The 25,097-nt window shown below is 59.0% G+C and carries 23 protein-coding genes and 1 other RNA gene; 13 read left to right on the top strand and 11 right to left on the bottom strand.

Going from position 1 to position 25,097, the window contains the following annotated elements; all coding sequences use genetic code 11:
- Positions 1–308: 308 nt before the first annotated feature.
- The 3 genes from KGB29_RS24095 to KGB29_RS24085 all read left to right on the top strand — a co-directional run bounded on the left by KGB29_RS24095 (position 309) and on the right by KGB29_RS24085 (position 2,613).
- Positions 309–980, top strand: a complete 672-nt coding sequence (locus KGB29_RS24095; protein ID WP_150812849.1) for a histidine phosphatase family protein — start codon at positions 309–311, stop codon at positions 978–980.
- Positions 981–1,011: 31 nt separating this feature from the next.
- Complete coding sequence (locus tag KGB29_RS24090; RefSeq protein ID WP_150812848.1) at positions 1,012–1,839, top strand: phosphatase PAP2 family protein; 828 nt, start codon at positions 1,012–1,014, stop codon at positions 1,837–1,839.
- 510 nt (positions 1,840–2,349) lie between these two features.
- A complete protein-coding gene (locus KGB29_RS24085; protein ID WP_008047515.1) occupies positions 2,350–2,613 on the top strand; it encodes a hypothetical protein in 264 nt (87 codons plus the stop codon).
- A gap of 96 nt (positions 2,614–2,709) precedes the next feature.
- Here KGB29_RS24085 and ssrA read toward each other — a convergent pair.
- From ssrA to KGB29_RS24045, 8 genes are all read right to left on the bottom strand, one after another.
- Positions 2,710–3,106, bottom strand: a transfer-messenger RNA (tmRNA) gene (ssrA, locus tag KGB29_RS24080).
- 94 nt (positions 3,107–3,200) lie between these two features.
- Positions 3,201–3,479, bottom strand: a complete 279-nt coding sequence (locus KGB29_RS24075; protein WP_057716496.1) for a hypothetical protein — start codon at positions 3,477–3,479, stop codon at positions 3,201–3,203.
- A 334-nt stretch (positions 3,480–3,813) separates the two neighbouring features.
- Positions 3,814–4,086 carry a hypothetical protein gene (locus KGB29_RS24070; protein ID WP_090453013.1) on the bottom strand — a complete coding sequence of 91 codons (273 nt, stop codon included), beginning with the start codon at positions 4,084–4,086 and terminating at the stop codon, positions 3,814–3,816.
- A gap of 192 nt (positions 4,087–4,278) precedes the next feature.
- Positions 4,279–7,089, bottom strand: coding sequence for an FAD-binding and (Fe-S)-binding domain-containing protein (locus KGB29_RS24065; protein ID WP_154946589.1), 2,811 nt, complete (start codon positions 7,087–7,089; stop codon positions 4,279–4,281).
- Positions 7,086–7,757, bottom strand: coding sequence for a lactate utilization protein C (locus KGB29_RS24060; RefSeq protein WP_102669031.1), 672 nt, complete (start codon positions 7,755–7,757; stop codon positions 7,086–7,088). The genes KGB29_RS24065 and KGB29_RS24060 overlap by 4 nt, the downstream gene beginning before the upstream one ends.
- Entirely contained in the window at positions 7,754–9,211 is a 1,458-nt protein-coding gene (locus KGB29_RS24055; RefSeq protein ID WP_057716492.1) for a LutB/LldF family L-lactate oxidation iron-sulfur protein, read from the bottom strand. Before KGB29_RS24055 ends, KGB29_RS24060 begins: the two co-directional genes overlap by 4 nt.
- Positions 9,208–10,032, bottom strand: coding sequence for a (Fe-S)-binding protein (locus KGB29_RS24050; RefSeq protein WP_057716491.1), 825 nt, complete (start codon positions 10,030–10,032; stop codon positions 9,208–9,210). Before KGB29_RS24050 ends, KGB29_RS24055 begins: the two co-directional genes overlap by 4 nt.
- 150 nt (positions 10,033–10,182) lie before the next feature.
- Positions 10,183–11,877 (bottom strand): lactate permease LctP family transporter, encoded by a 1,695-nt coding sequence (locus tag KGB29_RS24045; protein WP_057716490.1) that lies wholly within the window; start codon positions 11,875–11,877, stop codon positions 10,183–10,185.
- 261 nt (positions 11,878–12,138) lie between these two features.
- On the opposite strand from KGB29_RS24045, the gene KGB29_RS24040 reads away from it, so the two are divergent.
- Positions 12,139–12,906 (top strand): GntR family transcriptional regulator, encoded by a 768-nt coding sequence (locus KGB29_RS24040; protein WP_154910446.1) that lies wholly within the window; start codon positions 12,139–12,141, stop codon positions 12,904–12,906.
- 115 nt (positions 12,907–13,021) lie between these two features.
- Here the strand turns inward: KGB29_RS24040 and smpB are convergent, their stop codons facing one another.
- On the bottom strand, positions 13,022–13,504 hold the full coding sequence (gene smpB, locus KGB29_RS24035; RefSeq protein ID WP_008057382.1) for an SsrA-binding protein SmpB: 483 nt from the start codon (positions 13,502–13,504) through the stop codon (positions 13,022–13,024).
- A 118-nt stretch (positions 13,505–13,622) separates the two neighbouring features.
- Here smpB and KGB29_RS24030 point away from each other — a divergent pair, with 118 nt between their 5' ends.
- From KGB29_RS24030 to KGB29_RS24020, 3 genes are read left to right on the top strand one after another with little or no spacing between them, the layout of a single operon-like run.
- Complete coding sequence (locus tag KGB29_RS24030; RefSeq protein WP_154910445.1) at positions 13,623–15,026, top strand: sodium-dependent transporter; 1,404 nt, start codon at positions 13,623–13,625, stop codon at positions 15,024–15,026.
- A gap of 7 nt (positions 15,027–15,033) precedes the next feature.
- Positions 15,034–15,468 (top strand): type II toxin-antitoxin system RatA family toxin, encoded by a 435-nt coding sequence (locus KGB29_RS24025; protein ID WP_057716487.1) that lies wholly within the window; start codon positions 15,034–15,036, stop codon positions 15,466–15,468.
- Positions 15,461–15,775, top strand: a complete 315-nt coding sequence (locus KGB29_RS24020; RefSeq protein WP_150812841.1) for an RnfH family protein — start codon at positions 15,461–15,463, stop codon at positions 15,773–15,775. The genes KGB29_RS24025 and KGB29_RS24020 overlap by 8 nt, the downstream gene beginning before the upstream one ends.
- A 61-nt stretch (positions 15,776–15,836) precedes the next feature.
- On the opposite strand, the gene KGB29_RS24015 is transcribed toward KGB29_RS24020, so the two are convergent.
- Complete coding sequence (locus KGB29_RS24015; protein ID WP_057716485.1) at positions 15,837–16,364, bottom strand: outer membrane protein assembly factor BamE; 528 nt, start codon at positions 16,362–16,364, stop codon at positions 15,837–15,839.
- Positions 16,365–16,461: 97 nt separating this feature from the next.
- On the opposite strand from KGB29_RS24015, the gene fur reads away from it, so the two are divergent.
- The gene (gene fur, locus KGB29_RS24010) at positions 16,462–16,866 is read left to right on the top strand and encodes a ferric iron uptake transcriptional regulator (RefSeq protein WP_003197684.1); all 405 of its coding nucleotides are present in this window, start codon (positions 16,462–16,464) and stop codon (positions 16,864–16,866) included.
- 76 nt (positions 16,867–16,942) lie between these two features.
- Here fur and recN read toward each other — a convergent pair whose 3' ends face one another.
- Complete coding sequence (recN, locus tag KGB29_RS24005) at positions 16,943–18,616, bottom strand: DNA repair protein RecN (protein WP_057716484.1); 1,674 nt, start codon at positions 18,614–18,616, stop codon at positions 16,943–16,945.
- Between the two features lie 240 nt (positions 18,617–18,856).
- On the opposite strand from recN, the gene grpE reads away from it, so the two are divergent.
- The 5 genes from grpE (at position 18,857) to carA (ending at position 25,072) form a co-directional block, all read left to right on the top strand.
- Complete coding sequence (gene grpE / locus KGB29_RS24000; RefSeq protein WP_015093431.1) at positions 18,857–19,423, top strand: nucleotide exchange factor GrpE; 567 nt, start codon at positions 18,857–18,859, stop codon at positions 19,421–19,423.
- 102 nt (positions 19,424–19,525) lie between these two features.
- Entirely contained in the window at positions 19,526–21,442 is a 1,917-nt protein-coding gene (dnaK, locus tag KGB29_RS23995) for a molecular chaperone DnaK (protein ID WP_154910444.1), read from the top strand.
- 295 nt (positions 21,443–21,737) lie between these two features.
- Positions 21,738–22,862, top strand: coding sequence for a molecular chaperone DnaJ (gene dnaJ / locus KGB29_RS23990; protein WP_150812840.1), 1,125 nt, complete (start codon positions 21,738–21,740; stop codon positions 22,860–22,862).
- 10 nt (positions 22,863–22,872) lie between these two features.
- Positions 22,873–23,676 carry a 4-hydroxy-tetrahydrodipicolinate reductase gene (gene dapB, locus KGB29_RS23985; RefSeq protein ID WP_057716481.1) on the top strand — a complete coding sequence of 268 codons (804 nt, stop codon included), beginning with the start codon at positions 22,873–22,875 and terminating at the stop codon, positions 23,674–23,676.
- Positions 23,677–23,935: 259 nt separating this feature from the next.
- Entirely contained in the window at positions 23,936–25,072 is a 1,137-nt protein-coding gene (carA, locus tag KGB29_RS23980; RefSeq protein WP_046038697.1) for a glutamine-hydrolyzing carbamoyl-phosphate synthase small subunit, read from the top strand.
- Positions 25,073–25,097: the final 25 nt, after the last annotated feature.

The following is a 25,097-nucleotide window of genomic DNA, read 5'->3' as shown; positions in this document are numbered from 1 at the left end:
CCAGGCCCAGTTTCAGGTTCACGCTGATGTTGCCGAACCAGCTATTCATCTCATTCCTCCAGGAACTTGGTACTTCTTTATCGTCGGTTGGCTGGAAGATTGTTTTTTTTGGAAGCCGCCAAGCGGTGTAAGCAGGATGTATCGGCAGCAATCCCGGGAGCTGAAAGGTTTTTTCCGCACGGTTCTGTAACAAGACTTTTACAGCGCCTTTAAGCTTTTTTTCACATGGGTTTCACCAGCCACCGACGCGCGTTTCCTTAACCTGCCGGTATCTGATGAGGTAGTGCGTGCCGGCGAGGCGGCTTGATGTGGAATTAAGACTGAGTCTTTTTGGGGTAAAACGCTCGATCGATCTGAACCGCTTCGCCCGCTATCGCAATACTGTGGTGGTGTTGGTCTCGGCGTTGCTGGTGATCCCGTTGGTGCTGTTCTTGCTGCGACCTGCCGCCGTTGCGGACCTGGCTCACGGCAATGTGAGCGGTGCACAGGCGTTGATGACCGGGTGGGCCAAGGGCGACCTGATCGTTCTGGTGCGCCACGTCGAGCGCTGCGATCACTCCTCGGCGCCTTGCCTGGTTGGCAACGATGGCATTACCGAGCGCTCGCGCAGTGTCGCCATGGGTGTCGGTGCGCATTTCCAGAACCTGGGCCTGGACAAGGCCGATATCTACAACAGCCCGATCCTGCGTACGGCGCAGACCGCCAACTTCATGTTCAACAAGGTCGGCACGGGCGAAGACTGGCTGATCGGTTGCCGGGGCACCATGCTGCGCGACGCATTGGCGCACAAAGTGGCCGGACGTAACCTGATTCTGGTGACCCACAGCGAATGCATGGACCAAATGGAAAAAGACCTCCATTTGCCGACTTCGACCCTGGGTTACGGGGCTTCTTTGTTTATCTCCGCCGAAACGCCGCAGACTCCGCGCATGCTTGGCTTTATCGAAGCATCGGATTGGCCGACGGTGACGCCCCGTTGAATTTCATCATCCCTTCGAATCAGGACAGAGCATGCAGACCGCTTCCCGCTTTTACTGGGTGAATTTTGGTATCCCGCTGGCCTGCGCGGTCGCGGTGTTCCTGATGTTCGACATGACCAGTATCGACATCGCCTTCAACAATTACTTTTTTGATCCGGTGACGCAGACGTACCCGTTGGACCAGGTCCATCTGTTCGAAAAAATCACCCACAAATGGGCGCGGATCATTCCGAACTGGACCGGAGAAATGGCGATTATCGGTGCCTTGCTGTCGTTTCTCTGGCCGCGCCTGAAGACTGAAAAGCACTCGAAAATCATCGCCTTCCTGGAAAAAATCAAAGTCGCACCGGTGCTGCGCTTTGCCAATCGCCATCGACGCGACTTTCTCTACGTGGTGTTCGCGTTCTCCATCAGCACCGGGGTCATTCACTACCTCAAGGGCCACACCAGCGTGTATTGCCCGATCGAGACGACCCTGTACGGCGGCAAAATGGAGCACGTTGAGTGGTATGAAAATTTCGACCTGTTGAAAGTCGCCGGTGAGGGGCGCTGCTGGCCGGGCGGACATGCATCGGGCGGTTTCACCATGCTGGCGTTGTACTTCGTGGCTCGCCGTTATCGCTGGCGCTATTCGAAAGCGATCATGTACGGCTCGCTGACTCTCGGTTTCATCTATGGCACCACACGGGTATTGCAAGGGTGGCACTACATGTCCCACACCTTCTGGGCCGGGATCTTCGTATGGCTGGCGTGTTTACTGACGGCGCTGGCGTTCTACGGGCGAGCGAGGCTGGAACAGCCCGTGCTCTCCAAAGCGCAACAACCGGTGGCGGCGACTCAGATCCAGGCTGCGAATTGAATTGGTGTTGAACCGCAAAACCCGCATCTCGAAAGGGGGGCGGTTTTTATGTTGCTCGAGGAAACCTTCAGTGAGTCTCGAATTGCGAATTCGCAGACAAAAAAAAGCCCGCGGGAGGGCGGGCAAACCGTAGTTTCTTGAATGAGCGAGTGCAATGTACAGGCAGTAACGCAACCGTGGGGTGAAGAAAAATTCATCTGGATCAAAGCCTTGTACCAGAGCATGCGGCATAGCTACGGCAAATGATCCGCGGCAAAGTCTGCTACCGACCGGTTTGTCTGTCAGGCATCGACTCGACGCCACTACCTGGAAACAAGGAGGTTCGGGTCGGTGCCCATATTGCAACCATGCACATAGCGGCATTGCGCGACTGTCCATGTGACCCTATCGTCAGATTTTACCTGCCACAAAGTGCTTTTGTGAGTTGTGGGCGTACGATGTAACCACGTTTTCGCTGAATGCCTGGGGAGCGACCGAAGCGACCGAACGATGTTGAATTGGAGAAAAGTCATGATTCGCAAGCACTACTTGAAAGCCCTGGCGACGCTGCTCATCGCCGCTGGCGTGCAGTGGGTGACGCTACCCGTCTACGCGACCGAGCAGGGTGAACAGCGGCGTGAAGCTCGCGATACCAGGCAGGAAGGGCGATCCACTGCCCGGCAAACCAAGGATGAATGCAGAAAGGGCAATGACAAGAGCAACGTGGAATGTCGCCAGGACAAGCGCAGCACCAAGCAGGATACCCGTCGCACAGCTCGGGATATCAAGTACTGATCGTTGGCGTGGGTCCTGTTTCAGACGGTTGCAGGGCTAGCGATACAGCCAGAAACAAGAAAGCCCGCACGGGGCGGGCTTCGTTGGTGTCTCAATTGGTGGAGCCGGGGGGATTTGAACCCCCGTCCGCCAGTACTCCGCTGTCGGTACTACATGCGTAGCCGTGTCTATTAAGTTAACCCTCAGCGACCCGACGGGCAGGGTGCTTTGGGCGAGTTGTGTAAGTTTTAGCCGCTTCGTCCACAACGTACTGCACGGCGATTCTGTTCTATATGACAATCACTTTGGGTTTACAGACATCCCCTGGTGATTGCTGGACCCGAAGGTACCAGAAGCTCAGGGCTAAGGCTGCTTACGCAGCGAGAGCGAATTCCTGGCCGTAGTTATCGTCATTGGCAACTATAAGTAGTTGCAACAGTGGATTTACGAGTTCTGTTACCAACTCGGCATGCACCTAAAGTTTCGCAACCGGCGTCGAATCCTAAACGGCCCCGAGCCTGATGCTCTGTGAATCAAGTGAGCAGCAGGCATATACAGTGTACGTCATCACGCCCCGGAAGGCCAACCCGTAGGTTGGCCACCACAGATCATGGGTTTGGTTGGGTGCTCTGTCTGTCAGCGAGCGCCAATGCCTGGGTGGCCTCGGTGACGCATTTTTTGTCGTCTCCGGAGGCTTGTGAGGCTTCGGCGCTGGACATCAGTCTTTTGATCTCCATCGTGGTGTTTGCGGAGTTCGCCGGCAGCGCATTCACTTTGCCTTTGAGCTCTTGCAGCTTGCTCGTACAGAGGTTGTTGTCCGCAGCAAATACAGGAGAGGCCAGCATGGCAGCAGCAATGAACAGGCCAGCGAGTGTGGTGCGTTTCATGGGTATCTCCTTGAGCTGATGGTCTCAGTGCTGTCGTATGAGTAGACGGCCAAGCCGAGCCCGAAAAGTCCGCCCGATCTGATGGGGCCTACCTCAAAGACTACGATTCAACGCAAGAATTCGGTTTTCTTAGAAAATGTGTCGAGCTTCTGCAGCGATGCGGGCGGTTACACGTATCCAGACCCCCAGATGCAACAAAACCCGCAATTGGCGGGTTTTGGTTTGCTTCGTATCGGGCACGGCCGGGCTTTGAGCTCCCGGCTGCCAGTACTCCGTTGTTGATGTACGCCAACGCGGCCCGAAAGGCCAACCCGAAGGTTGGCCTTGAGCCGAGTTACTTGGCGCCTTTTTTCGAGTCTGTGACGGCCTTGATAATGTCGTTGGTCTCGGCGATGCAATCATCAATGCCTTCCTTGGTGCCTTTTGCCTGGTCGGCTTTGGCTTGCTCGACGGAGGCTTTTACCTGGTCAGTCATTTCCGGAGGAATCTGTGCCTTGCCGTTTTCGATGGTTTTCAGGTTGACCGCGCAAAGGTCTTCAGCGGCAAATGAAGTGGAAGCCAGCATGGAAGCAGTAACGAACAGACCTAACAGCACAGAACGATTCATGTGTTTCTCCTTGAACTGATGGCCAGGCATTGCTGGCCATCAAATCGGTCTACCGAGTGTTGGGAAAGTCCCGCATTGGCGGGACTTGATCAGTGGACTGCGGCGACACGTCAGGGTTCTGTTTTTCTGTGTTGATGCCCACAAGAAACGACTAGACAGGCGCCTGAATGCGCCTTTCTTGAGGCCTCGTCATCAGGTCACCCTGGCCTGGGTAACGCGGTCCACCAGATAGACTAGTCCGTGGTAGTCGATTCCGCCGTGTTGTGTCAGGCCAATCTCGCAGGTACGGCTGGTGGAAATCCCCTCGCTGCACTGCTGCACCGCATCCTTGAGCGTGCGCAGCGAATGGGCGTTCAGCTCCGGCGTGGTGAAGCCCTTGTCGCCGGCGAAGCCGCAGCAGTGAATACCTTCGGGAATGACCACGTTTTTGCTGCACTTGCGCGCCAGGTCGATCAACGCCTGGCTTTCCCCGAGGTGTTGGGTGCTGCAGGTTACGTGCACGGCGATCGGCGCCTCCTGTGGCGTGAAGTCCAGGCGATCCATCAGGTGTGTGCGGATGAAGCGCACCGGGTCGTACAGGTCCAGACGGACTTCCCCAAGGTCTTGAACCAGGCGCAAGGTGCAGGGGCTTGTGTCACAGTAGATCGGGTCGAGCCCGCCACGGCTGGCGTGGAGCAGGGCGCCGATCAGTTCCTGTCGTTTGTGCTCGGCTTGCTCGGCGTAGCCTTTGGAGGCGAATGGCTGGCCGCAGCACAGGTTGTCGAGGTTGTCCGGGAACACCACCTGGTAGCCGGCCTTTTCCAGCAGGCCTCGGGTCTTGTCGTGCAGCGACATTTGCTCCGTATCGCCCGCTGCCGGGCCCATGGCGCGGGATACGCAGGCCGCCAGATAGACCACGCGCGGGCGCGCGTCCGTCACCGTCGGGCTGAAGCGAATCGGCCGTTCAGGCTGAGGCATGGCGTTGGTCCATTGCGGGACCTGACCCTTGGACAGGCGCGTCAACGTCGCCGACAACTTCGCCAATCTCGGTGCCCCCAGCAACATCCGCGCACCATTGGCCACGTGCAGGGTGAAGCGTGCACCTTGCAGTGCCGTGGCGAAATGTCCTTCAAGCCAGTTAGCGGTTTTCGTATGCGTCGCCTTCCGGCTGCGCAGCTTTTTCACCAGCTCGCCGGTATTGATGCCTACAGGGCAACGTTGTGCGCACAGGCCGGTGGCGGCGCAGGTATCGATGCCTTGATAGTCGAAGGCGGCTTCGAGTTCGGACGTATCGATGCCCGCGCGTTTCTTTGCCTGAATGTCGCGCCAGATCACGATGCGCTGACGCGGACTCAGGGTCAGGCCTTTTGACGGGCAGACCGGTTCGCAGAAGCCGCATTCGATGCACTTGTCCACAATCTCGTCAGCAGCGGGCAAGGGCTTGAGGTGCTTGAGGTGGATCTGTGGATCTTCGCTGAGCACCACGTCCGGGTTGAGAATGCCATTGGGGTCGAGCAGTCGTTTGAGCTGCCACATCAACTGGTAGGCATCGCTGCCCCATTCCAGTTCAACGAACGGCGCCATGTTGCGTCCGGTGCCGTGTTCAGCCTTCAGCGAACCGCCGAACTCCACCGCCACCAGTTGCGCCACGTCGTCCATGAACGCCTGATAGCGTGCGACTTCTTCCGGGCTGTTGAAGCCTTGGGTGAAGACGAAGTGCAGATTGCCTTCCAGGGCGTGCCCGAAAAGGATCGCTTCGTCGTAGTGATGTTTGTCGAACAGCTCGATCAGGCGGTTGACGCCGATGGCCAGTTGTTCGACCGGGAAGGTGACGTCTTCGATGATCACCGTGGTGCCGGTCTTGCGCACGGCGCCGACGGCGGGAAAGGTGTCTTTGCGGATGGCCCAGAGACGGGCGTTTTCCTGCGGGTCTTCGGTGAAGTCGACCTGCTTTTCCACCGGGAACGCCTTGAGCGACGCCATGATCTGCGCCAGTTGCTCGTGCAGCAAAGTGGACGACGCGGCGCGGGATTCGATCAATAGTGCACAGGCATTGTTCGACAGGTGCTGTACGAAAGCGGGCATGCCGGGTTTGTTCTGTACCGAGCGCAGGCTGCGCCGGTCCAGCAGTTCCACGGCCGACACTGGTTGGCTTTTCAGCACAGACACTGCATTGCAGCAGGTCTCGACATCTGGGAACACAATCAGGGCCGAGGCCTTGTTCGGGTGGTCGATCACGGTGTCGTAGGTCACGGCACTGATGAACCCGAGTGTGCCTTCGGAGCCCACTAGCAAGTGGCTCAAGATATCCACAGGCTCGTCGAAATCCACCAGGGCATTGAGCGACAGGCCGGTGGTATTTTTCAGACGGTATTTGTGGCGAATTTTCGCAGCCAGCTCGGTATTTGCGCGGGTCTCGCGGCCCAGGATCGCCAAGCGTTCCAGCAGCGCGGCGTGGCTTTGGCGAAACGCCGTGACGCTGGCGGCATCCTCGGTGTCGAGACGACTGCCATCGGCCAGCACCAGACGAATGCCGGCCAGGGTGTGATAGGTGTTTTGCGCGGTGCCGCAGCACATGCCGCTGGCATTGTTGGCGACGATCCCGCCGATCTTGCAGGCATTGATCGAGGCCGGGTCCGGACCGATCTTGCGTCCGAACGGTGCCAGCCAGGCGTTGGCCTGGGCGCCGATCACCCCCGGTTGCAGGCGGATTTGCGTGCCTTGGCCGCGGATCTCGCGACCGTTCCAGTTATCCCCCAGCACGATCAGCACCGAGTCGCTGATCGCCTGGCCGGACAGGCTGGTGCCGGCGGCGCGGAAAGTCACCGGCACCTGATCCCTTTGCGCCAGTTGCAGCAGTGCCACCACTTCGTCTTCTGACTCGACGCGGATCACCAGTTGCGGAATCAAACGATAGAAGCTGGCGTCGGTGCCGAAGGCCAGGGTCGACAGCGGGTCGTCGAAACGTCGCTCTTGGGGAATCAGTTGCTGTGCGTCACGCAGGAAAGCGGCCGGTAGACTCATTGGTCCTCCAGGATCAGTACCACCAGGTCTTTTGGACCGTGTGCGCCGTACGCCAGCACTTGCTCGATGTCGGCGGTCTTCGACGGGCCGGACACCAGCAATGCGTTGGTCGGCATGCCCTGGGCCCATTCGAATTCCTGTTGCACCTGATAGAAGTTGTCGCGGATTTCACTGGCCTTGAGCAGGGCGAAATGCACCGGTGGCGCCAGGCTCATCAGGCGCGGTTCTTCCCGGGTCGGCCAGAGAATAAGGCTGCCCGTGGCAGCGATGGCGCCGAGGGTTCCAGTGATGCTCGCCGGGGTGTCGTTGAACAGCTCGGCTTTCCATTCTTCAACCGGGCGGTCGTAGGCTTTCAGCATTGGCAGGCCGGGATTATTCGCCCAGTGCTGCGTGATCCGTTGACCGTGGGGCGTTGTCGGTGCGATCAGCAGGCTTGGCAACTGGCGGTCCTGCAGCAACTGCGCGAGTAGCGTCGGCCACTCTTGGCCGGACGTCAGATGAATTTCCGTGTGCACCGCTTCCATCAATTTGCGCAGTTGCGCAATGCGTTGCTCGGGCGCGTAGGTGTAAGGCTGGGTCACCAGATCGACATCGAAGTTGTCGGCCACCGGCGTTGTGCCTGTCAGGCTTTTACGCAGTTTGGCGAGGATATTTTGTTTGGCGCTCATCGGCGTTCTCCCTGTTTGGCCAAGTGCTCGCGGGCCATGTCATGCAATGAGCGGGCAGCGGGTTTCGGTGCGCTGTGGTTTTGCGTCCACGGGCCGACATTGCTCGGCGTAAGGGCGCGCAAACGGGTGGCAAAGAAACCGAACAGGCGATAGAGCGTCGGCGAACTGTTGAGCTTGGCCCAGGCGTTCCAGATGAACCGCTCCTTGCGCGAATACTTGCTGCCCTGGCCGCGCATCACTTGATGGGGGCTGTCCGGGGCCTTGACGTTTTCTTCCCGCAGGCGCCGCAGCAAAGCAGGGATCGGGATTTTCACCGGGCAGACTTCACCGCAGGCGCCGCACAGCGACGAGGCGCTCGGGTGATCCGGGACTTTCGCCAGGCCGACCATGTGCGGGGTGATGATTTTTCCGATAGGCCCGGGGTAAACCTCCCCATAGGCATGACCGCCGATTCGGGTGTACACCGGGCAATGATTCATACAGGCGCCGCAGCGAATGCAGTTCAGGGTCTGGCGCAATTCGCTGTCGGCAAAGGCCTGGCTGCGGCCGTTATCGAGCAGTACGAGGTGCACTTCCTGTGGGCCGTCGAGTTCATGTTCCTTGCGCGGGCCGGAGATCATGTTGACGTAGGTGGTGATCGGAATGCCCAAGGCTGAACGGGTCAGCAGCGACAGCAACGGCACCACATCACGCAGGTTTTCCACGACTTTTTCGATACCGGTGACGGCGATGTGCACGGGTGGCACCGTGGTGGTCATGCGACCGTTGCCTTCGTTTTCCACCAGCAGCAGGGTGCCGGTTTCGGCCACGGCGAAGTTGACACCGGAGACGCCGATGTCCGCTTCGAAGAATTTCTGCCGCAGGACTCTGCGACCGATCTGAATGAGTTGGTCTACGTCCTTGGTGTATTCCACGCCAAGTTTGTCGTGGAACAAGGACGCGACCTGACCGGCGTTCTTGTGGATTGCCGGCATGATTATGTGTGAAGGCTTCTCGTGGTCGAGCTGGACGATGTACTCGCCCATGTCCGATTCCAGGCATTCAATGCCCTGTTCAGCGAGGACATGGTTCATCTCCATCTCTTCGCTGACCATCGATTTGCCCTTGATCACTTGCCGCCCCTCGTGAGCGCGGATGATCGAGAGGACGATGCCATTGGCCTCGTCCACCGTTTCCGCCCAGTGCACTGTCACACCGTTGCGGGTCAGGTTCTGTTCCAATTGCTCGAGCAGGTCGGGCAACTTGGAGAGCGCGCGGGCACGGATTGCATTGCCCAGTGCGCGCAAGTGTTCTCTTTCATGGGCATCGCTGAAAGCGGCTGCCCGTTTGGTCATCAGTGAATCCATCGCCTTGCGAAAGTTGCTTCGCAATTGCGGGTCACCCAGTGCGTTGTGGGCGCGGGTGCGGAAATCTTCTTCTACGGCAACCGTAGGAATAATCGTCGAGGTGCTCATTTCACACCTCCGGTTCGCTGCCAGAGGAAGCTGGCCAGATGCTGACCGCGCAACGCTTCCTGCTGTTTTTCCAGCGAGCCGTTGATGTTCATCAAACAGCCGCAGTCGGCACTCAATACCTTGTGCGCGCCGGACTCCTTCAGCGCTCGGGTCTTGTCAGCCACCATCGCGCCGGAAATGTCTGGCATACGGACGCTGAATGTCCCACCAAAGCCACAGCATTCACTTTCGTGATCGTGGTTGACCCGCTCCACATTGCTCAACTGCGCCAACAACTCGCGGCCGTGCAGGTGGGTGTTCATTTCACGGCGTGCCGAGCACGAGGTGTGCAGCGCCACTTTTACGGGCTCGCCGCCGTCCTTGAGCTGCACCTTGCAGACAAACAACAGGAACTCGGCCAGCTCGTAGGTTCTGGCCGCCAGGGCCTGGACCTGTTTCAACGTGTCCGGCTCGTCCTTGAACAAGTCGGCGTAATGTTCGCGCAGCATGCCCGCGCAAGAGCCTGAGGGCACTACCACCGGATAGTCGCCGGCAAACAGCGCCAGTTGCGAGCGCGCCACTGTCCGAGCCTGTTCGGTGTAACCCGAGGTGTAGGCCGGTTGTCCGCAGCAGCTTTGCCCTTGCGGGTATTCGACACGAATGCCTTCGCGCTCCAGCAGGTGGATCGCATCCATCCCGGCTTCCGGGTAGAACAAATCGACCACGCAGGTCCCGAACAGGTAGACCCGTGACGGTTTCTCGCTGGGGTACTGCCGAGGCTCGGGCAGTGGCGGGGCGACACGGGTCGCATTCGGCACGGCGTTGTAAAAAAGCTCGCTCATCAGGCGGTCTCCGGGTGGTCCCGGTTATTCGTCTGTTGAGGCTGCTGAATATAGAGCCGGTAGCTTTCAGCAGCCTTACAGACCGGGGTGTGAGTAGCGGACGCCGGGGGCGTGGCCCGGCGTCGGTTTTTATCGTGTTGCTTGTAGCCCTTAGTGCACCAGCATGCCGGTGAACCAGTAGGCCTGGGCCAACGTGATCAAGCCGACAATCGTTGCAAAGAATAGGCTGTGCTTGAGGGTGAAGCGGAACAGATCCGATTCTTTGCCCACCAGGCCGGTCGCGGCACAAGCCACGGCGATCGATTGTGGCGAGATCATCTTGCCGGTCACGCCACCACTGGTGTTCGCCGCCACCAGCAAGGTGTCGTTGACACCGATCTGATGCGCAGTGGTCGCTTGCAGCGAACTGAACAGCGCGTTGGACGAGGTATCGGAACCGGTGAGGAATACGCCCAGCCAGCCGAGGAACGGCGAGAAGAACGGGAACGCTGCACCGGTGCCTGCCAACACCAGGGCCATGGTCGAAGACATGCCCGAGTAGTTGGTGACGAAGGCAAACGCCAGCACCATGCCGATGGACAGGATTGGCCAGCGCAGTTCGTAGAAGGTCTCTTTAAAAGTGGTCAGACCAGTTTTGATATTGATCTTCAGCACCAGCATCGAGATCAGCGCCGAGAAGAAAATCGCCGTGCCGGTGGCGGAAATCGGGTCCAGTTTGAACACTGCCGGAAGGGCGGTTGGCGCGACTACGATCGGTGCGACCTTGATCACCATCTGATCCAGGTGCGGGATGGCGAAGTTGAATACGAAGCTGTACATCGAACCGCCGGCGGCGAACATCGCCTTGAACGGCTTCAGGGTCCAGATGGTGACCAGTACGGTCAGGATCAGGAACGGCGACCATGCCTTGAAGATTTCCCCAAGGCTGTAGGGCGAAGCCACGGTGGTGCGCTTCTGGCCGAAACCACCGACGCTGGCGCTCACCACGGAGGCCGAGACAGCGCCGACGATGTGTTGGCCGGCGGCGCGTTTTGGTTGCCAGACTTTCAGGAACAGGGTCAGGGAAATCAGACTGGCCAGGGCCGAGGTGATGTCCGGCAGTTCCGGGCCGATGAAGTTCGAGGTGAAGTACTGGGTGACGGCAAAGCTCAAGCCGGCCACCAGCGCTGCCGGCCACGTTTCCCGCACGCCGCGCAGGCCGTCCATCATGAACACCAGCCAGAACGGCACGAACAGCGACAGCAGCGGCAGTTGGCGGCCGGTCATGGCGCCGATCTTGAACGCGTCGATACCGGTCACTTGCCCGGCAACGATGATCGGAATGCCCAGGGCGCCGAAGGCCACTGGCGCGGTGTTGGCGATCAGGCACAGGCCGGCGGCGTACAGCGGGTTGAAGCCAAGTCCTACCAGCAGCGCAGCGGTAATCGCCACGGGTGCGCCAAAACCGGCTGCACCTTCGAGGAAGGCGCCGAAGCAGAAACCGATCAGCAGAACCTGCAGGCGCTGGTCATCGGTGATCGACAGAACCGAACTGCGGATGACTTCAAACTGCCCGCTCTTGACCGTCAGTTTGTAGAGGAACACCGCTGCCACGATGATCCAGGCGATCGGCCACAGGCCATAAGCGAAGCCATACCCGGCGGCGGCGAACGCCATATCGACCGGCATCTGGAAGGCGAAGATCGCCACCAGGATCGATAAAGCCAGGGTGATGCTGCCGGCCACATGTCCTTTGAGGCGGAACACGGCCAAAGCCAGGAAGAAAAATACGATGGGGATGACGGCGGCGAGTGCGGACAAGCCGAGGCTGCCAAGCGGGGTATAGAGCTGTTGCCAGGTTTGCATATGGGGTGGCCCCTAATTGTTGTTGGTCAGGCACTGATCAGCGTTCTTGGATAATTGGTAAGACCAATTTACAATCGCTGTTGGCTAGGGTAAAAGCCTTGTAGGCGGTGTGTCAATTTGCCGCCCTAAAACTTTTGTCGAATGCGAAGAGCGCAGGTCGTCTGTCTGGTAAGACCAAATGCGCAATGGCAGGTGCTGGCGCGGCGCCGATAGGCCAGAATAGAGCCCCGGCGAGCCGTCGGATCGTGGAGTAATCGAGTTATGGGGTTTGATCAGATTCGTCAGCGCCGTTTGTCTGACGATATTGTCGAGCAGCTTGAGGGCATGATCCTCGAGGGCACGCTGAAAGCGGGTGAGCGCTTGCCGGCCGAACGTGCGTTGGCCGAACAATTTGGCGTGTCACGCCCTTCGTTGCGCGAAGCCATTCAGAAGCTGACCGCCAAGGGCCTGCTGGTCAGTCGCCAGGGCGGCGGCAACTATGTGGTGGAGTCGCTGGGTAGCACCTTCAGTGATCCCTTGTTGCACTTGCTGGAAAGCAACCCCGAGGCACAGCGCGATCTGCTGGAGTTTCGGCATACACTGGAAGCGTCTTGCGCCTACTACGCGGCGTTGCGTGCCACTGATGTGGATCGCGAGCGACTGACCGCGGCATTCAACGAGTTACAGGACTGCTATTCGCGTCACGAAGAGGTGGGTCGTGCTGAAGAGGGTGCGGCGGACGCAAGCTTTCACCTGGCGATCGCCGAGGCCAGCCACAATGCTGTGCTGCTTCACACCATTCGTGGGCTGTTCGACCTGCTCAAGCGCAACGTGGTGACCAACATCGGTGGCATGTACAAGCAGCGCACTGAAACCCGCGACATGCTGATCACGCAGCATCGAGAGTTGTATCAGGCGATTATCGAAGGGCGGGCGGAGCAGGCGCGGGAAGTTTCCAGCCGACACATTCTGTATGTACAGGAGGTACTGGAGGAGGTGCGTCAGGAAGTGCAGCGCGTGGCCCGGGCGGAACGGCGCAAGGGGATGTAGCCAGTCGGCTCCATATCATTTGTGAGGTTGCTTTCGCGGGCAAGCTCGCTCCCACAGGTACACCGAAACCCTGTGGGAGCGGGCTTGCCCGCGAAGGGGCCTCAAGGCGAAAGAGTCAGTCTTCCTTGCCCTTGTTGCGCACCGCACGCTGCAACTCGCGACCGGCGTCGCGTTCGCGCTCGGTATCGCGCTTGTCGTATTCCTTCTTGCCCTTGCCCAGAGCGATCTCGCACTTGACCATGTGCTTGCTCCAGTACCAGGACAGGCACACGCAGGCGTAACCCTTTTGCTGCACGGCCGCGGCCAGCTTTTCCAGCTCGCGCCGGTTGAGCAGCAATTTACGGGTGCGCACCGGATCGGCAATGACGTGGGTACTGGCGGTCGTCAGGGGCGTAATGTGGCTGCCGAGCAGCCAGGCTTCGCCATCCTTGAGCAGTACGTAGCTGTCAACCAGCTGCAGTTTGCTTGCCCGCAGACTTTTTACTTCCCAGCCGGCCAGGACCAGACCAGCCTCGAAACGATGTTCGATGAAGTAATCGTGTCGCGCCTTTTTGTTTTGCGCGATGGTCCCTGTTGGGTGTTTCTTCTGTTTAGCCATAGGGGCGGCATTATAGGGAGTTGCACGCGAGTCGGCTACGGTGTTGCTACGTGCTTGAGCAGGTTGATTGAATCCCGGACAATGCGGCCTCTTTTTTGAACGCTTGGGCGTGATAACGATGTCGACAGACAAGGTTTCTGTCCACGGCAGTTGGGCTAGCCGCTGGGTCTTCATACTCGCCGCGACCGGTTCGGCCGTGGGGCTGGGTAGTATCTGGAAATTTCCGTACATGGTCGGCGTCTATGGCGGCGGCGCCTTCGTGCTGATGTTCCTGGCCTGTATCGCATTGATCGGCGTGCCGGTCATGCTGGCGGAAACCCTGATCGGCCGGCGTGCCCGACAGAGTCCGGCCAATGCCTTGAAGATACTGGCGGTCGAGGCGGGGCACTCGGCCAAATGGTCCTGGGGCGCGTTTGCCGGGATGATCACGGCATTGCTGATCCTGTCGTTCTACAGTGTGGTTGGCGGCTGGTCGCTGGACTACATCATCGACATGGGGCGTGGCGATTTTCAGGGTGCGACGCCTGATCAGGTGGGGGCTTACTTCGGCAATGTGATCGCCGATCCCTGGCGCCTGACACTTTGGCACACGATTTTCATGCTGTTGTCAGCGGTGGTGATCGCCAAGGGCGTGGTTGCCGGGCTTGAGCGCAGTTTGCGCATCATGATGCCGTTGTTGTTCGTGATGATCCTCGTGCTGCTGGGCTACAGCATGACCACCGGTCATTTCATGGAAGGCGTGCATTTCATGTTCGACTTCCACCCGGAAAAGGTCATGGACGGCTTGTTGCCCGCGATGGGGCATGCGTTCTTTTCCCTGAGCGTGGGCGTTGGCTCGATCATGATCTACGGTGCGTACATGCCGAAGAACTCATCGATTTCAGGGACGGTTGTCGGGGTGGCGCTGCTCGACACCTTCGTTTCCCTGGTGGCCGGCCTGGCGTTGTTTCCGATTGTTTTCGCGGCGGGCCTGAATCCGAGCGAAGGGCCAGGGCTGATGTTCGTCAGCCTGCCGTTTGCCTTCGGTAACGTCGCGTTCGGGCAACTGATGGGTGTTGTGTTCTTCGTGCTGGTGGCGGTCGCTGCCTGGAGTTCGGCGATTTCCCTGCTGGAACCGATGGTGGCCTACCTGGTCGAGCGCACTAAAGTGAGTCGTGCCTGGGTCACCTTCTGGCTGGCTTTCAGCTGCTGGTTTGTCGGTCTGGGTACGGTGTTCTCCTTCAATATCTGGAAGGAGGTCAAGTTCTTCGTGAACGATGGCGGGATGTTCCACCTCTACCAATGGGGAGCGGCCGGAGGCCTCGACTTCTTTGGCGTGATCGATTTCTTCACCTCGCGACTCATGCTGCCGCTTGGCGGTTTGTGTTTCGTGGTGTTTGCGGGCTGGATCATGGGGCGTGAAGCGGTGCGTGACGAGTTGTCGATCCGTAACCCTGCGCTGTTTGGCCTGTCCTTGTTCTTGATGCGCTATGTGGCGCCCATCGGCATTCTCGTAGTGTTTGCCGCCCAGCTGTGGAAGTGACGCTGACATGACGACACACATTTCTCGTTCGGCCTTGCTGCCGTACCCGGCGCAAGCGCTGTATGACCTGGTCAACGACGTGGCGCGCTATCCGGAGTTTCTGCCGTGGTGCTCGTCCGCCGAAGTCCTGGAGAGCTCACCTGAGCATATGCGGGCGAGTGTCGGCGTGGCGAAGGGTGGCCTCAGTCAGCATTTCGTGACGCGCAACACGTTGATTCCGGGGCAGTCGATCGAAATGAACCTCGAAGAGGGCCCTTTCACCCAATTGCATGGCATTTGGGTATTCAAGGCGCTGACCGACAAAGCCTGCAAGATCAGCCTCGATCTGTCGTTCGATTATGCCGGGCCGCTGGTTCGCGCCACCTTGGGGCCGCTGTTCAATCAGGCGGCCAACACTTTGGTGGATGCGTTCTGCCAGCGCGCCAAGCAGATACATGGTTGAGGTCATGATTGAAGTCGAGGTGGTCTACGCGGCCGTAGACCGTCAGGTGCTGCTGACAGTGGCCGTACCTGTCGGAACGACCGTACGGGCGGCCTTGCTCAGGTCGGCCGTGGCTGAAGAGTTTCCGGAGCTGGATCTGACCCATTGCCCTGTGGGGATCTTCGGGAAGGTGGTCGCTGACCCGGAGAGTCGGGTAGTCCAGGCCGGGGATCGCATCGAGATTTACCGCCCGTTGCTGGCCGATCCGAAAGAGGTGCGCCGACTGCGCGCGGCGAAAGCTGCCGAGGCCAAAGCGCGGAATCAGTGAGTGGCTTGAACGCCAGACAATAAAAAGCCCGGGCATGCCGGGCTTTTTATTGCGTCGCAAATTATTGCGGCGAGGTGTCCAGTGGTTCCGGCGTCGGGACCGGAACGGTTTCTACGCCGTCGACGTCCTTCTGGATCTGATCCAGCAACGAACCTGGCTTGACCGGTTTTTCCGGTTTTGGCTTCTCGACGTTTTCTGCCGGGGCAGCCACTGTCGTGCCGCTGTCCTTGCCGAGAATGGCTTCGTCACGGCTCACACCTGGCATGAAATCGCCGGAGAGGCTGACAAGCTGATCATTTGGGTTGAAGATAACGCTAATGCGTTCCTGTTGGCGTTCACCGCCACCCGGTTGCAGGCTGTACAGATAATCCCAGCGATCGGCATGGAACGTGTCAGTCAGCAGAGGGTTGCCCATGATAAACCGTACTTGCTTACGGGTCATTCCCGGGCGTAACTGGTCTATCATGTCCTGCGTGACGACATTGCCCTGCTGGATGTCGATTTTGTAAACCCCGGGGAATGAACAACCGGCGAGTGCGAGCAGTCCCACAAAGGTGAAACTGGTTAGCAAGAGCTTGGTGTTTTGCATCGGTGGGCGACTTCCACTATCTTGGCTGGGACAACGTAAACGCCGATCATACCCGCATTAAGAGAAGCTGCGAAGCAGCATCGCGAGAAAGCTGACCATGGTTGAAAATAGCGAACTACGCAAAGCCGGCCTCAAAGTGACCCTTCCACGGGTCAAAATTCTGCAAATGCTCGATTCCGCCGAGCAGCGCCACATGAGTGCCGAGGATGTCTACAAGGCCCTTATGGAGGCTGGTGAGGACGTCGGTCTGGCCACGGTTTACCGTGTTCTGACCCAGTTCGAGGCAGCTGGCCTTGTGGTGCGGCACAACTTCGACGGAGGCCATGCGGTCTTCGAACTGGACGACGGAAAGCATCACGACCATATGGTCAACGTCGAAACCAGCGAAGTGATCGAATTCTTCGACGAAGAAATCGAGCGGCTTCAGAAAGCAATCGTCGACAAGTATGGCTTCGAGATGGTTGATCACAATCTGGTGCTGTACGTGCGCAAGAAAAAGTAAGCATGTCGCGCGAACATTCAGTTCGCGAAACGAACGAAGGCGACCCCAGGGTCGCCTTCGTGCTTTCTGCCTTTATTCAAGCTTTTGCGGCCACCACCATTTTTTTGGCATGCGCCAGGGATTCCTTGGTGAGGTCGATGCCGCCCAGCATCCGTGCGACTTCTTCGACGCGGTCGTTTTTGCTCAATCTGGAAACGGCCGTGCGGGTGGCATCTTCGCCGCGCACTTTATGCACAAATAGATGTTGATGGCCTTGCGCCGCCACTTGCGGCAAGTGGGTCACGGTCAGTACCTGCCCGCGCTCGCCGAGGCGACGCAGCAGCTGGCCGACGATTTCTGCAGTCGGACCACCGATACCAACGTCCACTTCGTCGAACACCAGAGTGGGAACGCGAGATGTCTGCGCGGTGATCACCTGGATCGCCAGGCTGATCCGTGACAGCTCGCCTCCGGATGCAACTTTTGCCAAGGCTTTCAATGGTTGACCCGGGTTGGCGCTGACCAGTAGTTCAACCTGTTCAAGTCCGTTAGGCAGCAGTTCGTCGCTACTGTTTGGGCGCAGCTCGATGGTGAAGCGCCCGCCAGGCATGCCCAGGCGCTGGATCTCCTGTTCCACGGCGCTGGCCAGGCTGCTCGAGGCTTGATGGCGCAGATCGCTCAGTTCGCGAGCCTTTTCCTGATAATGGCGAGCGTATGAAGACAGTTCGTCGCTCAGTCTCTCGATGGATTCGTCGTTGGCGTTGAGGGTTTCGATTTCATCCAGCAGTTTCTGCTGCATCTCGGCAACTTCGGTCGGCTGGATGCGGTGTTTGCGCGCCAGGGTGTAGATCGCGTCGAGGCGCTCTTCAAGGTATTGAAGGCGCGATGGATCGGCGTCGAAGTTGTCGAGGAAGCGGTTCAGTTCACCCACGGCCTCTTCAACCTGGATCTGTGCACTGGTCAACAGGCTGCTGGCTTCGCCCAGCGCACCGATCGAGCTGTTCACGCTCGACAGGCGGTTGAGGCTGGCGGTCAGGGCGTTCAGTACATTCCCGGAATCACTTTCACTGCATTGCTCGACGACTTGCCGGCAGATCCCGAGCAAGGTCTCTGCGTTTGTCAGGTTCTTGTGCTCCTGCTCGAGCTGCTCCAGCTCGTTGTCGCCAAGGCCAAGGTTCTCCAGTTCTTCGAGTTGATAGCTGAGCAACTGATGGCGGGCGCGTTGCTCATCGCCGGAGTTGGAGAGTCGCTCCAGTTCCTGGCGGGTCTGGCGCCAACGCTGGGCGGCGAGCTGAACCTGGCGGGCAAGGTCGGTCGCGCCGGCATATTCATCGAGCAGGCGGCGGTGAGTATCGGTCTTGAGCAGGGATTGGTGTTCGTGCTGGCTGTGAATGTCGATCAGCAGCTCGCCCAGCGCCTTGAGGTCGCCAAGCGGGCAGGGCGTGCCGTTGATGTAGCCGCGCGAACGTCCTTCGGATGTGATGACCCGGCGCAGGATGCACGGGCCGTCGTTTTCGAGGTCGCGTTCGGCCAGCCAGGCGCTGGCTTCCGGAATGTCGACCAGATCGAAGGTGGCCAGGATATCGGCCTTGTCGGCGCCGGGGCGGACCACGCCGCTGTCGGCGCGATCACCCAGGGTAAGGCCCAGCGCGTCGAGCATGATCGACTTGCCCGCGCCGGTTTCTCCGGTGATCACGCTCATCCCGCGATCGAGTTCGAGATCGAGATGTTCAACGATGGCGTAGTTGTGTACGGACAGGTGCACCAGCATATGGGCCGCTCCCAGGTGTTAGGTCTGGTTATTTATACAGTGTTTTGTTTCGGGCTGACAATGCCCCTCGTTAGCTCGATTCGCTCGGACCGACGAAAGCCTTATCGCGACCGGGAATGACAAAGCAGTTGTTTTTTGTAGGGTTAATCGTCGACCCCCCTTGAAGCCGGATTTTGCGGCCCCATATAGCTGGGCAGACGCGCGAGTTGAGCTCGCGGACGAAATTGAAAGGAGAAATCTATGGCTGACGAACAGACAGTGGATACGCAAAACCCAGACGCCAACCAGGCGCCCGAGGCTTCGGGTGATGACCTGGCGGCTCGTGTACAAGTGCTCGAAGAGCAACTGGCAGGCGCTCAGGATCAGGCTTTGCGTGTAGCCGCCGATCTGCAGAACGTCCGCCGTCGCGCCGAGCAGGATGTGGAGAAGGCTCACAAGTTCGCGCTGGAAAAATTCGCCGGCGACCTGCTGCCGATCGTCGACAGCCTGGAGCGTGGCCTGGAACTGTCCAGCCCGGACGACGAAAGCATCCGTCCGATGCGCGAAGGCATCGAGCTGACCCTGAAAATGTTCCACGACACTCTCAAGCGTTATCAGCTTGAAGCGATCGATCCGCATGGCGAACCGTTCAACGCCGTTCAGCATCAGGCAATGGCCATGCAGGAAAGCGCCGATGTCGAGCCTAACAGCGTTCTGAAGGTGTTCCAGAAGGGCTATCAGCTCAATGGTCGCCTGTTGCGCCCGGCGATGGTCGTGGTCAGCAAGGCGCCTGCGCCGGTTTCGCCTTCGATTGACGAGCAGGCTTGAAATCCGCCGCAAGGCCCCCATTTATAAGTCAAGCGTTTAAGTGCTACCGCAGTTAGCCACCACTGCTGCGGCAACCAAATCCAAAGTTTCGGGAGAGTGAACATGGGCAAAATTATCGGTATCGACCTGGGGACTACCAACTCCTGCGTCTCCGTGCTGGAAAACGGCAAGGCAAAAGTTATTGAAAACGCTGAAGGCGCGCGTACCACGCCGTCGATCATCGCTTACGCCAACGATGGCGAAATCCTGGTTGGCCAGTCGGCCAAGCGTCAGGCCGTGACCAATCCGCACAACACCCTGTACGCGGTGAAGCGTCTGATCGGTCGTCGTTTCGACGAAGAAGTCGTGCAGAAAGACATTCAGATGGTCCCTTACAAGATCGTCAAGGCTGACAACAGCGACGCCTGGGTTGAAGTGAACGGCCAGAAAATGGCACCGCCACAAATCTCGGCTGAAATCCTGAAGAAGATGAAGAAGACCGCCGAAGACTATCTCGGCGAGACCGTGACTGAAGCGGTGATCACCGTTCCGGCCTACTTCAACGACAGCCAGCGCCAGGCGACCAAAGACGCCGGCCGCATCGCTGGCCTGGACGTAAAACGTATCATCAACGAACCAACCGCAGCTGCTCTGGCTTACGGCATGGACAAGGCCAAGGGCGATCACACCGTGATCGTTTACGACCTGGGCGGCGGTACTTTCGACGTTTCCGTGATCGAGATCGCTGAAGTCGATGGCGAGCACCAGTTCGAAGTACTGGCCACCAACGGTGACACGTTCCTGGGCGGTGAAGACTTTGACATTCGTCTGATCGACTACCTCGTCGACGAATTCAAGAAAGAAAGCGGCATGAACCTCAAGGGCGACCCGCTGGCCATGCAGCGCCTGAAAGAAGCTGCTGAAAAAGCCAAGATCGAACTGTCCTCGAGCCAGTCGACCGACGTGAACCTGCCGTACATCACTGCAGACGCCACCGGTCCTAAGCACTTGAACGTGAAGATCTCCCGCGCCAAGCTCGAAGCGCTGGTGGAAGACCTGGTTCAGCGCACCATCGAACCTTGCCGCATCGCAATGAAAGATGCCGGTATCGACGTTGGCGCGATCAACGACGTGATCCTGGTGGGCGGTCAGACCCGTATGCCACTGGTTCAGAAGCTGGTAACCGAGTTCTTCGGTAAAGAAGCTCGTAAAGACGTCAACCCGGACGAAGCGGTTGCCATGGGTGCTGCCATCCAGGGTGCGGTACTGGCCGGTGACGTGAAAGACGTTCTGCTGCTCGACGTCAGCCCGCTGACCCTGGGTATCGAAACCATGGGTGGCGTGATGACTGCGCTGATCGAGAAAAACACCACGATTCCTACCAAGAAATCGCAAGTGTTCTCGACTGCCGACGACAACCAGGGCGCCGTGACCATTCACGTGCTGCAAGGCGAGCGTAAGCAAGCCGCACAGAACAAGTCCCTGGGCAAGTTCGACCTGGCTGACATTCCACCAGCTCCACGTGGCGTGCCGCAGATCGAAGTGACCTTCGACATCGACGCCAACGGCATCCTGCACGTAGGTGCGAAGGACAAGGCTACCGGCAAGACTCAGTCGATCGTGATCAAGGCCAACTCCGGTCTGTCCGACGAAGAAATCGAGCGCATGGTGCGTGATGCCGAGGCTAACGCCGAGGAAGATCGCAAGTTCGAAGAGCTGGCCGCTGCCCGTAACCAGGGTGATGCACTGGTTCACTCGACTCGCAAAATGGTCTCCGACGCCGGCGATAAAGTGACCGCTGAAGAGAAGACTGCAATCGAAGCTGCCGTAGTTGCCCTGGAAGCCGCCGTTAAAGGCGACGACAAGGCTGCTATCGACGCCAAGGTTGAAGAACTGTCGAAAGTCTCCGCTCCAGTGGCGCAGAAGATGTACGCCGAACAGGCTCAGCCTGCTGAAGGCGCGACACCGCACGACGACAAGGCGGAAAAGGCTGACGACGTTGTCGACGCCGAGTTCGAAGAAGTCAAAGACCACAAGTAAGTTGTTGGTCGGCCGGTTGACTGCCTTTAGGCGGTGACTGGTAGGATGTCGCCGCGCGGGAGCTTGCTCCCGCGTTGGCGTATCTGGAATACGCGAATTTTTACAGCATGCGACAACGTTCACGTGCTGGTGGTATGGCCGGAAATGCTCCTGCTTTTCGTGCCGCAAGTACCGCAAGAATCAAAGACCAGGATCGTTGAATTGACGTGAGTTGGGTCCGGGCCTGTATTGGGGCTCAACGAGTTCGGCAAACTCAGGAGGGTTTTGTCGGACGTCCTCAAGAGTGCAAAGACTTATGGCAAAGCGTGACTATTACGAAGTGTTGGGTGTTGAGCGTGGTTCAAGCGAAGCGGACCTGAAGAAGGCTTACCGTCGCCTGGCGATGAAGCACCACCCGGACCGTAATCCCGATGACAAGGCGTCGGAAGAGATGTTCAAGGAGGCCAACGAGGCCTACGAAGTGCTGTCCGATTCCAGCAAGCGCGCGGCGTACGACCAGTACGGCCATGCCGGTGTCGACCCGAGCATGGGTGGCGGCGGTGCCGGGTTCGGCGGTCAGAACTTCTCCGACATCTTTGGTGATGTCTTCAGTGACTTCTTCGGTGGTGGTCGCGGCGGTTCCCGTGGCGGTGCTCAGCGCGGCAGTGACTTGCGCTACACCCTGGAGCTGGATCTCGAAGAGGCGGTGCGCGGTACGACCGTGAATATCCGCGTTCCGACGCTGGTCAACTGCAAGCCTTGCGACGGCTCCGGCGCCAAGAAAGGTTCTGCGCCGGTGACCTGCCCGACTTGCGGCGGTATCGGCCAGGTGCGCATGCAGCAAGGTTTCTTCTCGGTGCAGCAGACCTGCCCGCGCTGCCATGGCCAAGGCAAGATCATTTCCGATCCGTGCGATTCCTGCCACGGCGAAGGTCGTATCGAAGAGTACAAGACCCTGTCGGTGAAAGTGCCGGCCGGTGTCGATACCGGTGATCGCATTCGTCTGTCCGGCGAAGGCGAGGCGGGTGCCCAGGGTGGCCCGACTGGCGACCTGTACGTGGTGATCAATGTGCGCGAGCACTCGATTTTCCAGCGCGATGGCAAGCACCTGTTCTGCGAAGTGCCGATCAGCTTCGTCGATGCGGCGCTGGGTGGCGAGCTGGAAATTCCGACCCTTGATGGTCGGGTCAAGCTGAAGATCCCTGAGGGGACCCAGACCGGCAAGCAGTTCCGTGTGCGCGGCAAGGGTGTCGCGCCAGTGCGTGGCGGTGGTGCTGGCGACTTGATGTGCCGCGTGGCGGTCGAGACTCCGGTCAACCTGAGCCGTCGCCAGCGTGAAATGCTCGAGGAATTCCGTAGTTCGCTGGCGGATGACAACAGCCATTCGCCAAAAACCACCGGTTGGTTCGAAGGCGTGAAGCGCTTCTTCGGCGATTTGTAAGGAGACAGGCATGCGACGTATTGCAGTGATGGGCGCCGCCGGGCGCATGGGCAAGACCCTGATTGAAGCCGTGCAGCAAACCCCGGGCGCCGGTCTGACGGCGGCGGTGGATCGTCCCGACAGCACGTTGGTCGGCGCGGATGCCGGTGAGTTGGCTGCGCTGGGTCGTATCGGCGTGCCTCTGTCCGGTGATCTGGATCGGGTTGTCGACGAGTTCGACGTGCTGATCGACTTCACGCACCCGACGGTGACCCTGAAGAACCTGGCGTTCTGCCGTAAACACGGCAAGGCCATGATCATCGGTACCACCGGTTTCAGCGTTGAAGAAAAGCAGTTGCTGGCGGAAGCGGGCAAGGACATTCCGATTGTCTTCGCGGCCAACTTCAGTGTCGGGGTCAACCTGTGCCTGAAGTTGCTCGACACGGCCGCTCGCGTATTGGGCGACGATGTCGATATCGAAATCACCGAAGCTCACCATCGGCATAAAGTCGATGCGCCGTCCGGCACTGCCGTGCGCATGGGAGAGGTGATTGCCGATGCGTTGGGTCGCGATCTGAAAAAGGTGGCGGTGTATGGTCGTGAGGGCCAGACCGGCGCTCGTGATCGCGAGACCATTGGTTTCGCCACTGTGCGCGCTGGCGACATCGTCGGTGATCACACCGTGCTGTTCGCCGCCGACGGCGAGCGTGTCGAGATCACCCACAAGGCGTCCAGTCGCATGACGTTCGCCAAGGGCGCGGTACGTGCTGCATTGTGGCTGGACGGGCGCGAGCCTGGCCTTTACGACATGCAAGACGTGCTCGATCTGCGTTAAGATGCACCCGAAATCGGGCTCGCGCACAGCGTTTGAGCCCGGTTTTGTTCCGCCAAGCGACGTCCTGTCGCATTCTCCAGCCTTTAAGGCTCATTGGCGGTAGACCAAAAAGGCCTTTTTCTGTAAGCTACAGCTTTAGTGTGTCCACTAAAAGCGCGCAGAATAATTCAGTGAAGAAGCGGGGTGACGTGTCCATACGTCACTCCGCTTTTTTACAACCTGCGATCGCCCTTTCAGGCTTTATTTACGGGAGGTCTTCTTGACTAAGCCAGCCATACTCGCCCTTGCTGATGGCAGCATTTTTCGCGGCGAAGCCATTGGAGCCGACGGTCAAACCGTTGGTGAGGTGGTGTTCAACACCGCAATGACCGGCTATCAGGAAATCCTTACCGATCCTTCCTACGCCCAACAGATTGTTACCCTGACTTACCCGCACATCGGCAACACCGGCACCACGCCGGAAGACGCCGAGTCCAACCGCGTCTGGTCTGCCGGCCTGGTCATCCGTGACCTGCCACTGGTGGCGAGCAACTGGCGTAACACGATGTCCCTGTCCGACTACCTGAAGGCCAACAATGTTGTGGCCATCGCCGGTATCGACACCCGCCGCCTGACGCGCATCCTGCGTGAAAAAGGCGCGCAGAACGGCTGCATCATGGCCGGTGACAACATTTCCGAAGCCGCCGCCATTGCCGCCGCCCAGGGTTTTCCAGGCCTCAAGGGCATGGACCTGGCGAAAGTCGTCAGCACCAAGGAAAGCTACGAGTGGCGCTCGACTGTCTGGGATCTGAAAACCGACAGCCACGCGACCATCGAAGCTTCCGAGCTGCCGTACCACGTGGTTGCCTACGACTACGGTGTCAAGGTGAACATCCTGCGCATGCTGGTCGAGCGCGGTTGCCGCGTGACCGTCGTGCCTGCGCAAACACCTGCTGCCGATGTGCTGGCGCTGAAGCCGGACGGCGTATTCCTGTCCAACGGCCCTGGTGACCCGGAGCCTTGCGACTACGCGATCCAGGCGATCAAGGACGTGCTGGAAACCGAAATTCCGGTCTTCGGTATCTGTCTCGGTCACCAACTGCTGGCCCTGGCCTCCGGCGCCAAGACCCTGAAAATGGGTCATGGCCACCACGGTGCCAACCACCCCGTCCAGGACCTGGACAGCGGTGTGGTGATGATCACCAGCCAGAACCACGGTTTTGCCGTAGACGAAGCGACCCTGCCGGCCAACGTTCGCGCGATCCACAAATCGCTGTTCGACGGCACCCTGCAAGGTATCGAGCGTACCGACAAGAGCGCCTTCAGCTTCCAGGGTCACCCGGAAGCCAGCCCTGGCCCGAACGACGTAGCGCCATTGTTCGATCGCTTCATCACCGAGATGGCCAAGCGACGCTGATCGCTCGCCCTGATGTAGCAAGGCT

Source organism: Pseudomonas sp. BF-B-30, assembly GCF_019956305.1.
GTDB lineage: Bacteria > Pseudomonadota > Gammaproteobacteria > Pseudomonadales > Pseudomonadaceae > Aquipseudomonas > Aquipseudomonas jessenii.
This window is presented reverse-complemented; position numbering and strand designations above follow the sequence as displayed.

Excerpts from the sequence above, each read along its gene's own strand:
- KGB29_RS24090 (WP_150812848.1), top strand. The coding sequence starts at position 1,012 with ATGCAGACCGCTTCCCGCTTTTACTGGGTGAATTTTGGTATCCCGCTG.
- KGB29_RS24085 (WP_008047515.1), top strand. The coding sequence starts at position 2,350 with ATGATTCGCAAGCACTACTTGAAAGCCCTGGCGACGCTGCTCATCGCC.
- KGB29_RS24075 (WP_057716496.1), bottom strand. The coding sequence starts at position 3,479 with ATGAAACGCACCACACTCGCTGGCCTGTTCATTGCTGCTGCCATGCTG.
- KGB29_RS24070 (WP_090453013.1), bottom strand. The coding sequence starts at position 4,086 with ATGAATCGTTCTGTGCTGTTAGGTCTGTTCGTTACTGCTTCCATGCTG.
- KGB29_RS24065 (WP_154946589.1), bottom strand. The coding sequence starts at position 7,089 with ATGAGTCTACCGGCCGCTTTCCTGCGTGACGCACAGCAACTGATTCCC.
- KGB29_RS24060 (WP_102669031.1), bottom strand. The coding sequence starts at position 7,757 with ATGAGCGCCAAACAAAATATCCTCGCCAAACTGCGTAAAAGCCTGACA.
- KGB29_RS24055 (WP_057716492.1), bottom strand. The coding sequence starts at position 9,211 with ATGAGCACCTCGACGATTATTCCTACGGTTGCCGTAGAAGAAGATTTC.
- KGB29_RS24050 (WP_057716491.1), bottom strand. The coding sequence starts at position 10,032 with ATGAGCGAGCTTTTTTACAACGCCGTGCCGAATGCGACCCGTGTCGCC.
- KGB29_RS24045 (WP_057716490.1), bottom strand. The coding sequence starts at position 11,877 with ATGCAAACCTGGCAACAGCTCTATACCCCGCTTGGCAGCCTCGGCTTG.
- KGB29_RS24040 (WP_154910446.1), top strand. The coding sequence starts at position 12,139 with ATGGGGTTTGATCAGATTCGTCAGCGCCGTTTGTCTGACGATATTGTC.
- smpB (WP_008057382.1), bottom strand. The coding sequence starts at position 13,504 with ATGGCTAAACAGAAGAAACACCCAACAGGGACCATCGCGCAAAACAAA.
- KGB29_RS24030 (WP_154910445.1), top strand. The coding sequence starts at position 13,623 with ATGTCGACAGACAAGGTTTCTGTCCACGGCAGTTGGGCTAGCCGCTGG.
- KGB29_RS24025 (WP_057716487.1), top strand. The coding sequence starts at position 15,034 with ATGACGACACACATTTCTCGTTCGGCCTTGCTGCCGTACCCGGCGCAA.
- KGB29_RS24020 (WP_150812841.1), top strand. The coding sequence starts at position 15,461 with ATGGTTGAGGTCATGATTGAAGTCGAGGTGGTCTACGCGGCCGTAGAC.
- KGB29_RS24015 (WP_057716485.1), bottom strand. The coding sequence starts at position 16,364 with ATGCAAAACACCAAGCTCTTGCTAACCAGTTTCACCTTTGTGGGACTG.
- fur (WP_003197684.1), top strand. The coding sequence starts at position 16,462 with ATGGTTGAAAATAGCGAACTACGCAAAGCCGGCCTCAAAGTGACCCTT.
- recN (WP_057716484.1), bottom strand. The coding sequence starts at position 18,616 with ATGCTGGTGCACCTGTCCGTACACAACTACGCCATCGTTGAACATCTC.
- grpE (WP_015093431.1), top strand. The coding sequence starts at position 18,857 with ATGGCTGACGAACAGACAGTGGATACGCAAAACCCAGACGCCAACCAG.
- dnaK (WP_154910444.1), top strand. The coding sequence starts at position 19,526 with ATGGGCAAAATTATCGGTATCGACCTGGGGACTACCAACTCCTGCGTC.
- dnaJ (WP_150812840.1), top strand. The coding sequence starts at position 21,738 with ATGGCAAAGCGTGACTATTACGAAGTGTTGGGTGTTGAGCGTGGTTCA.
- dapB (WP_057716481.1), top strand. The coding sequence starts at position 22,873 with ATGCGACGTATTGCAGTGATGGGCGCCGCCGGGCGCATGGGCAAGACC.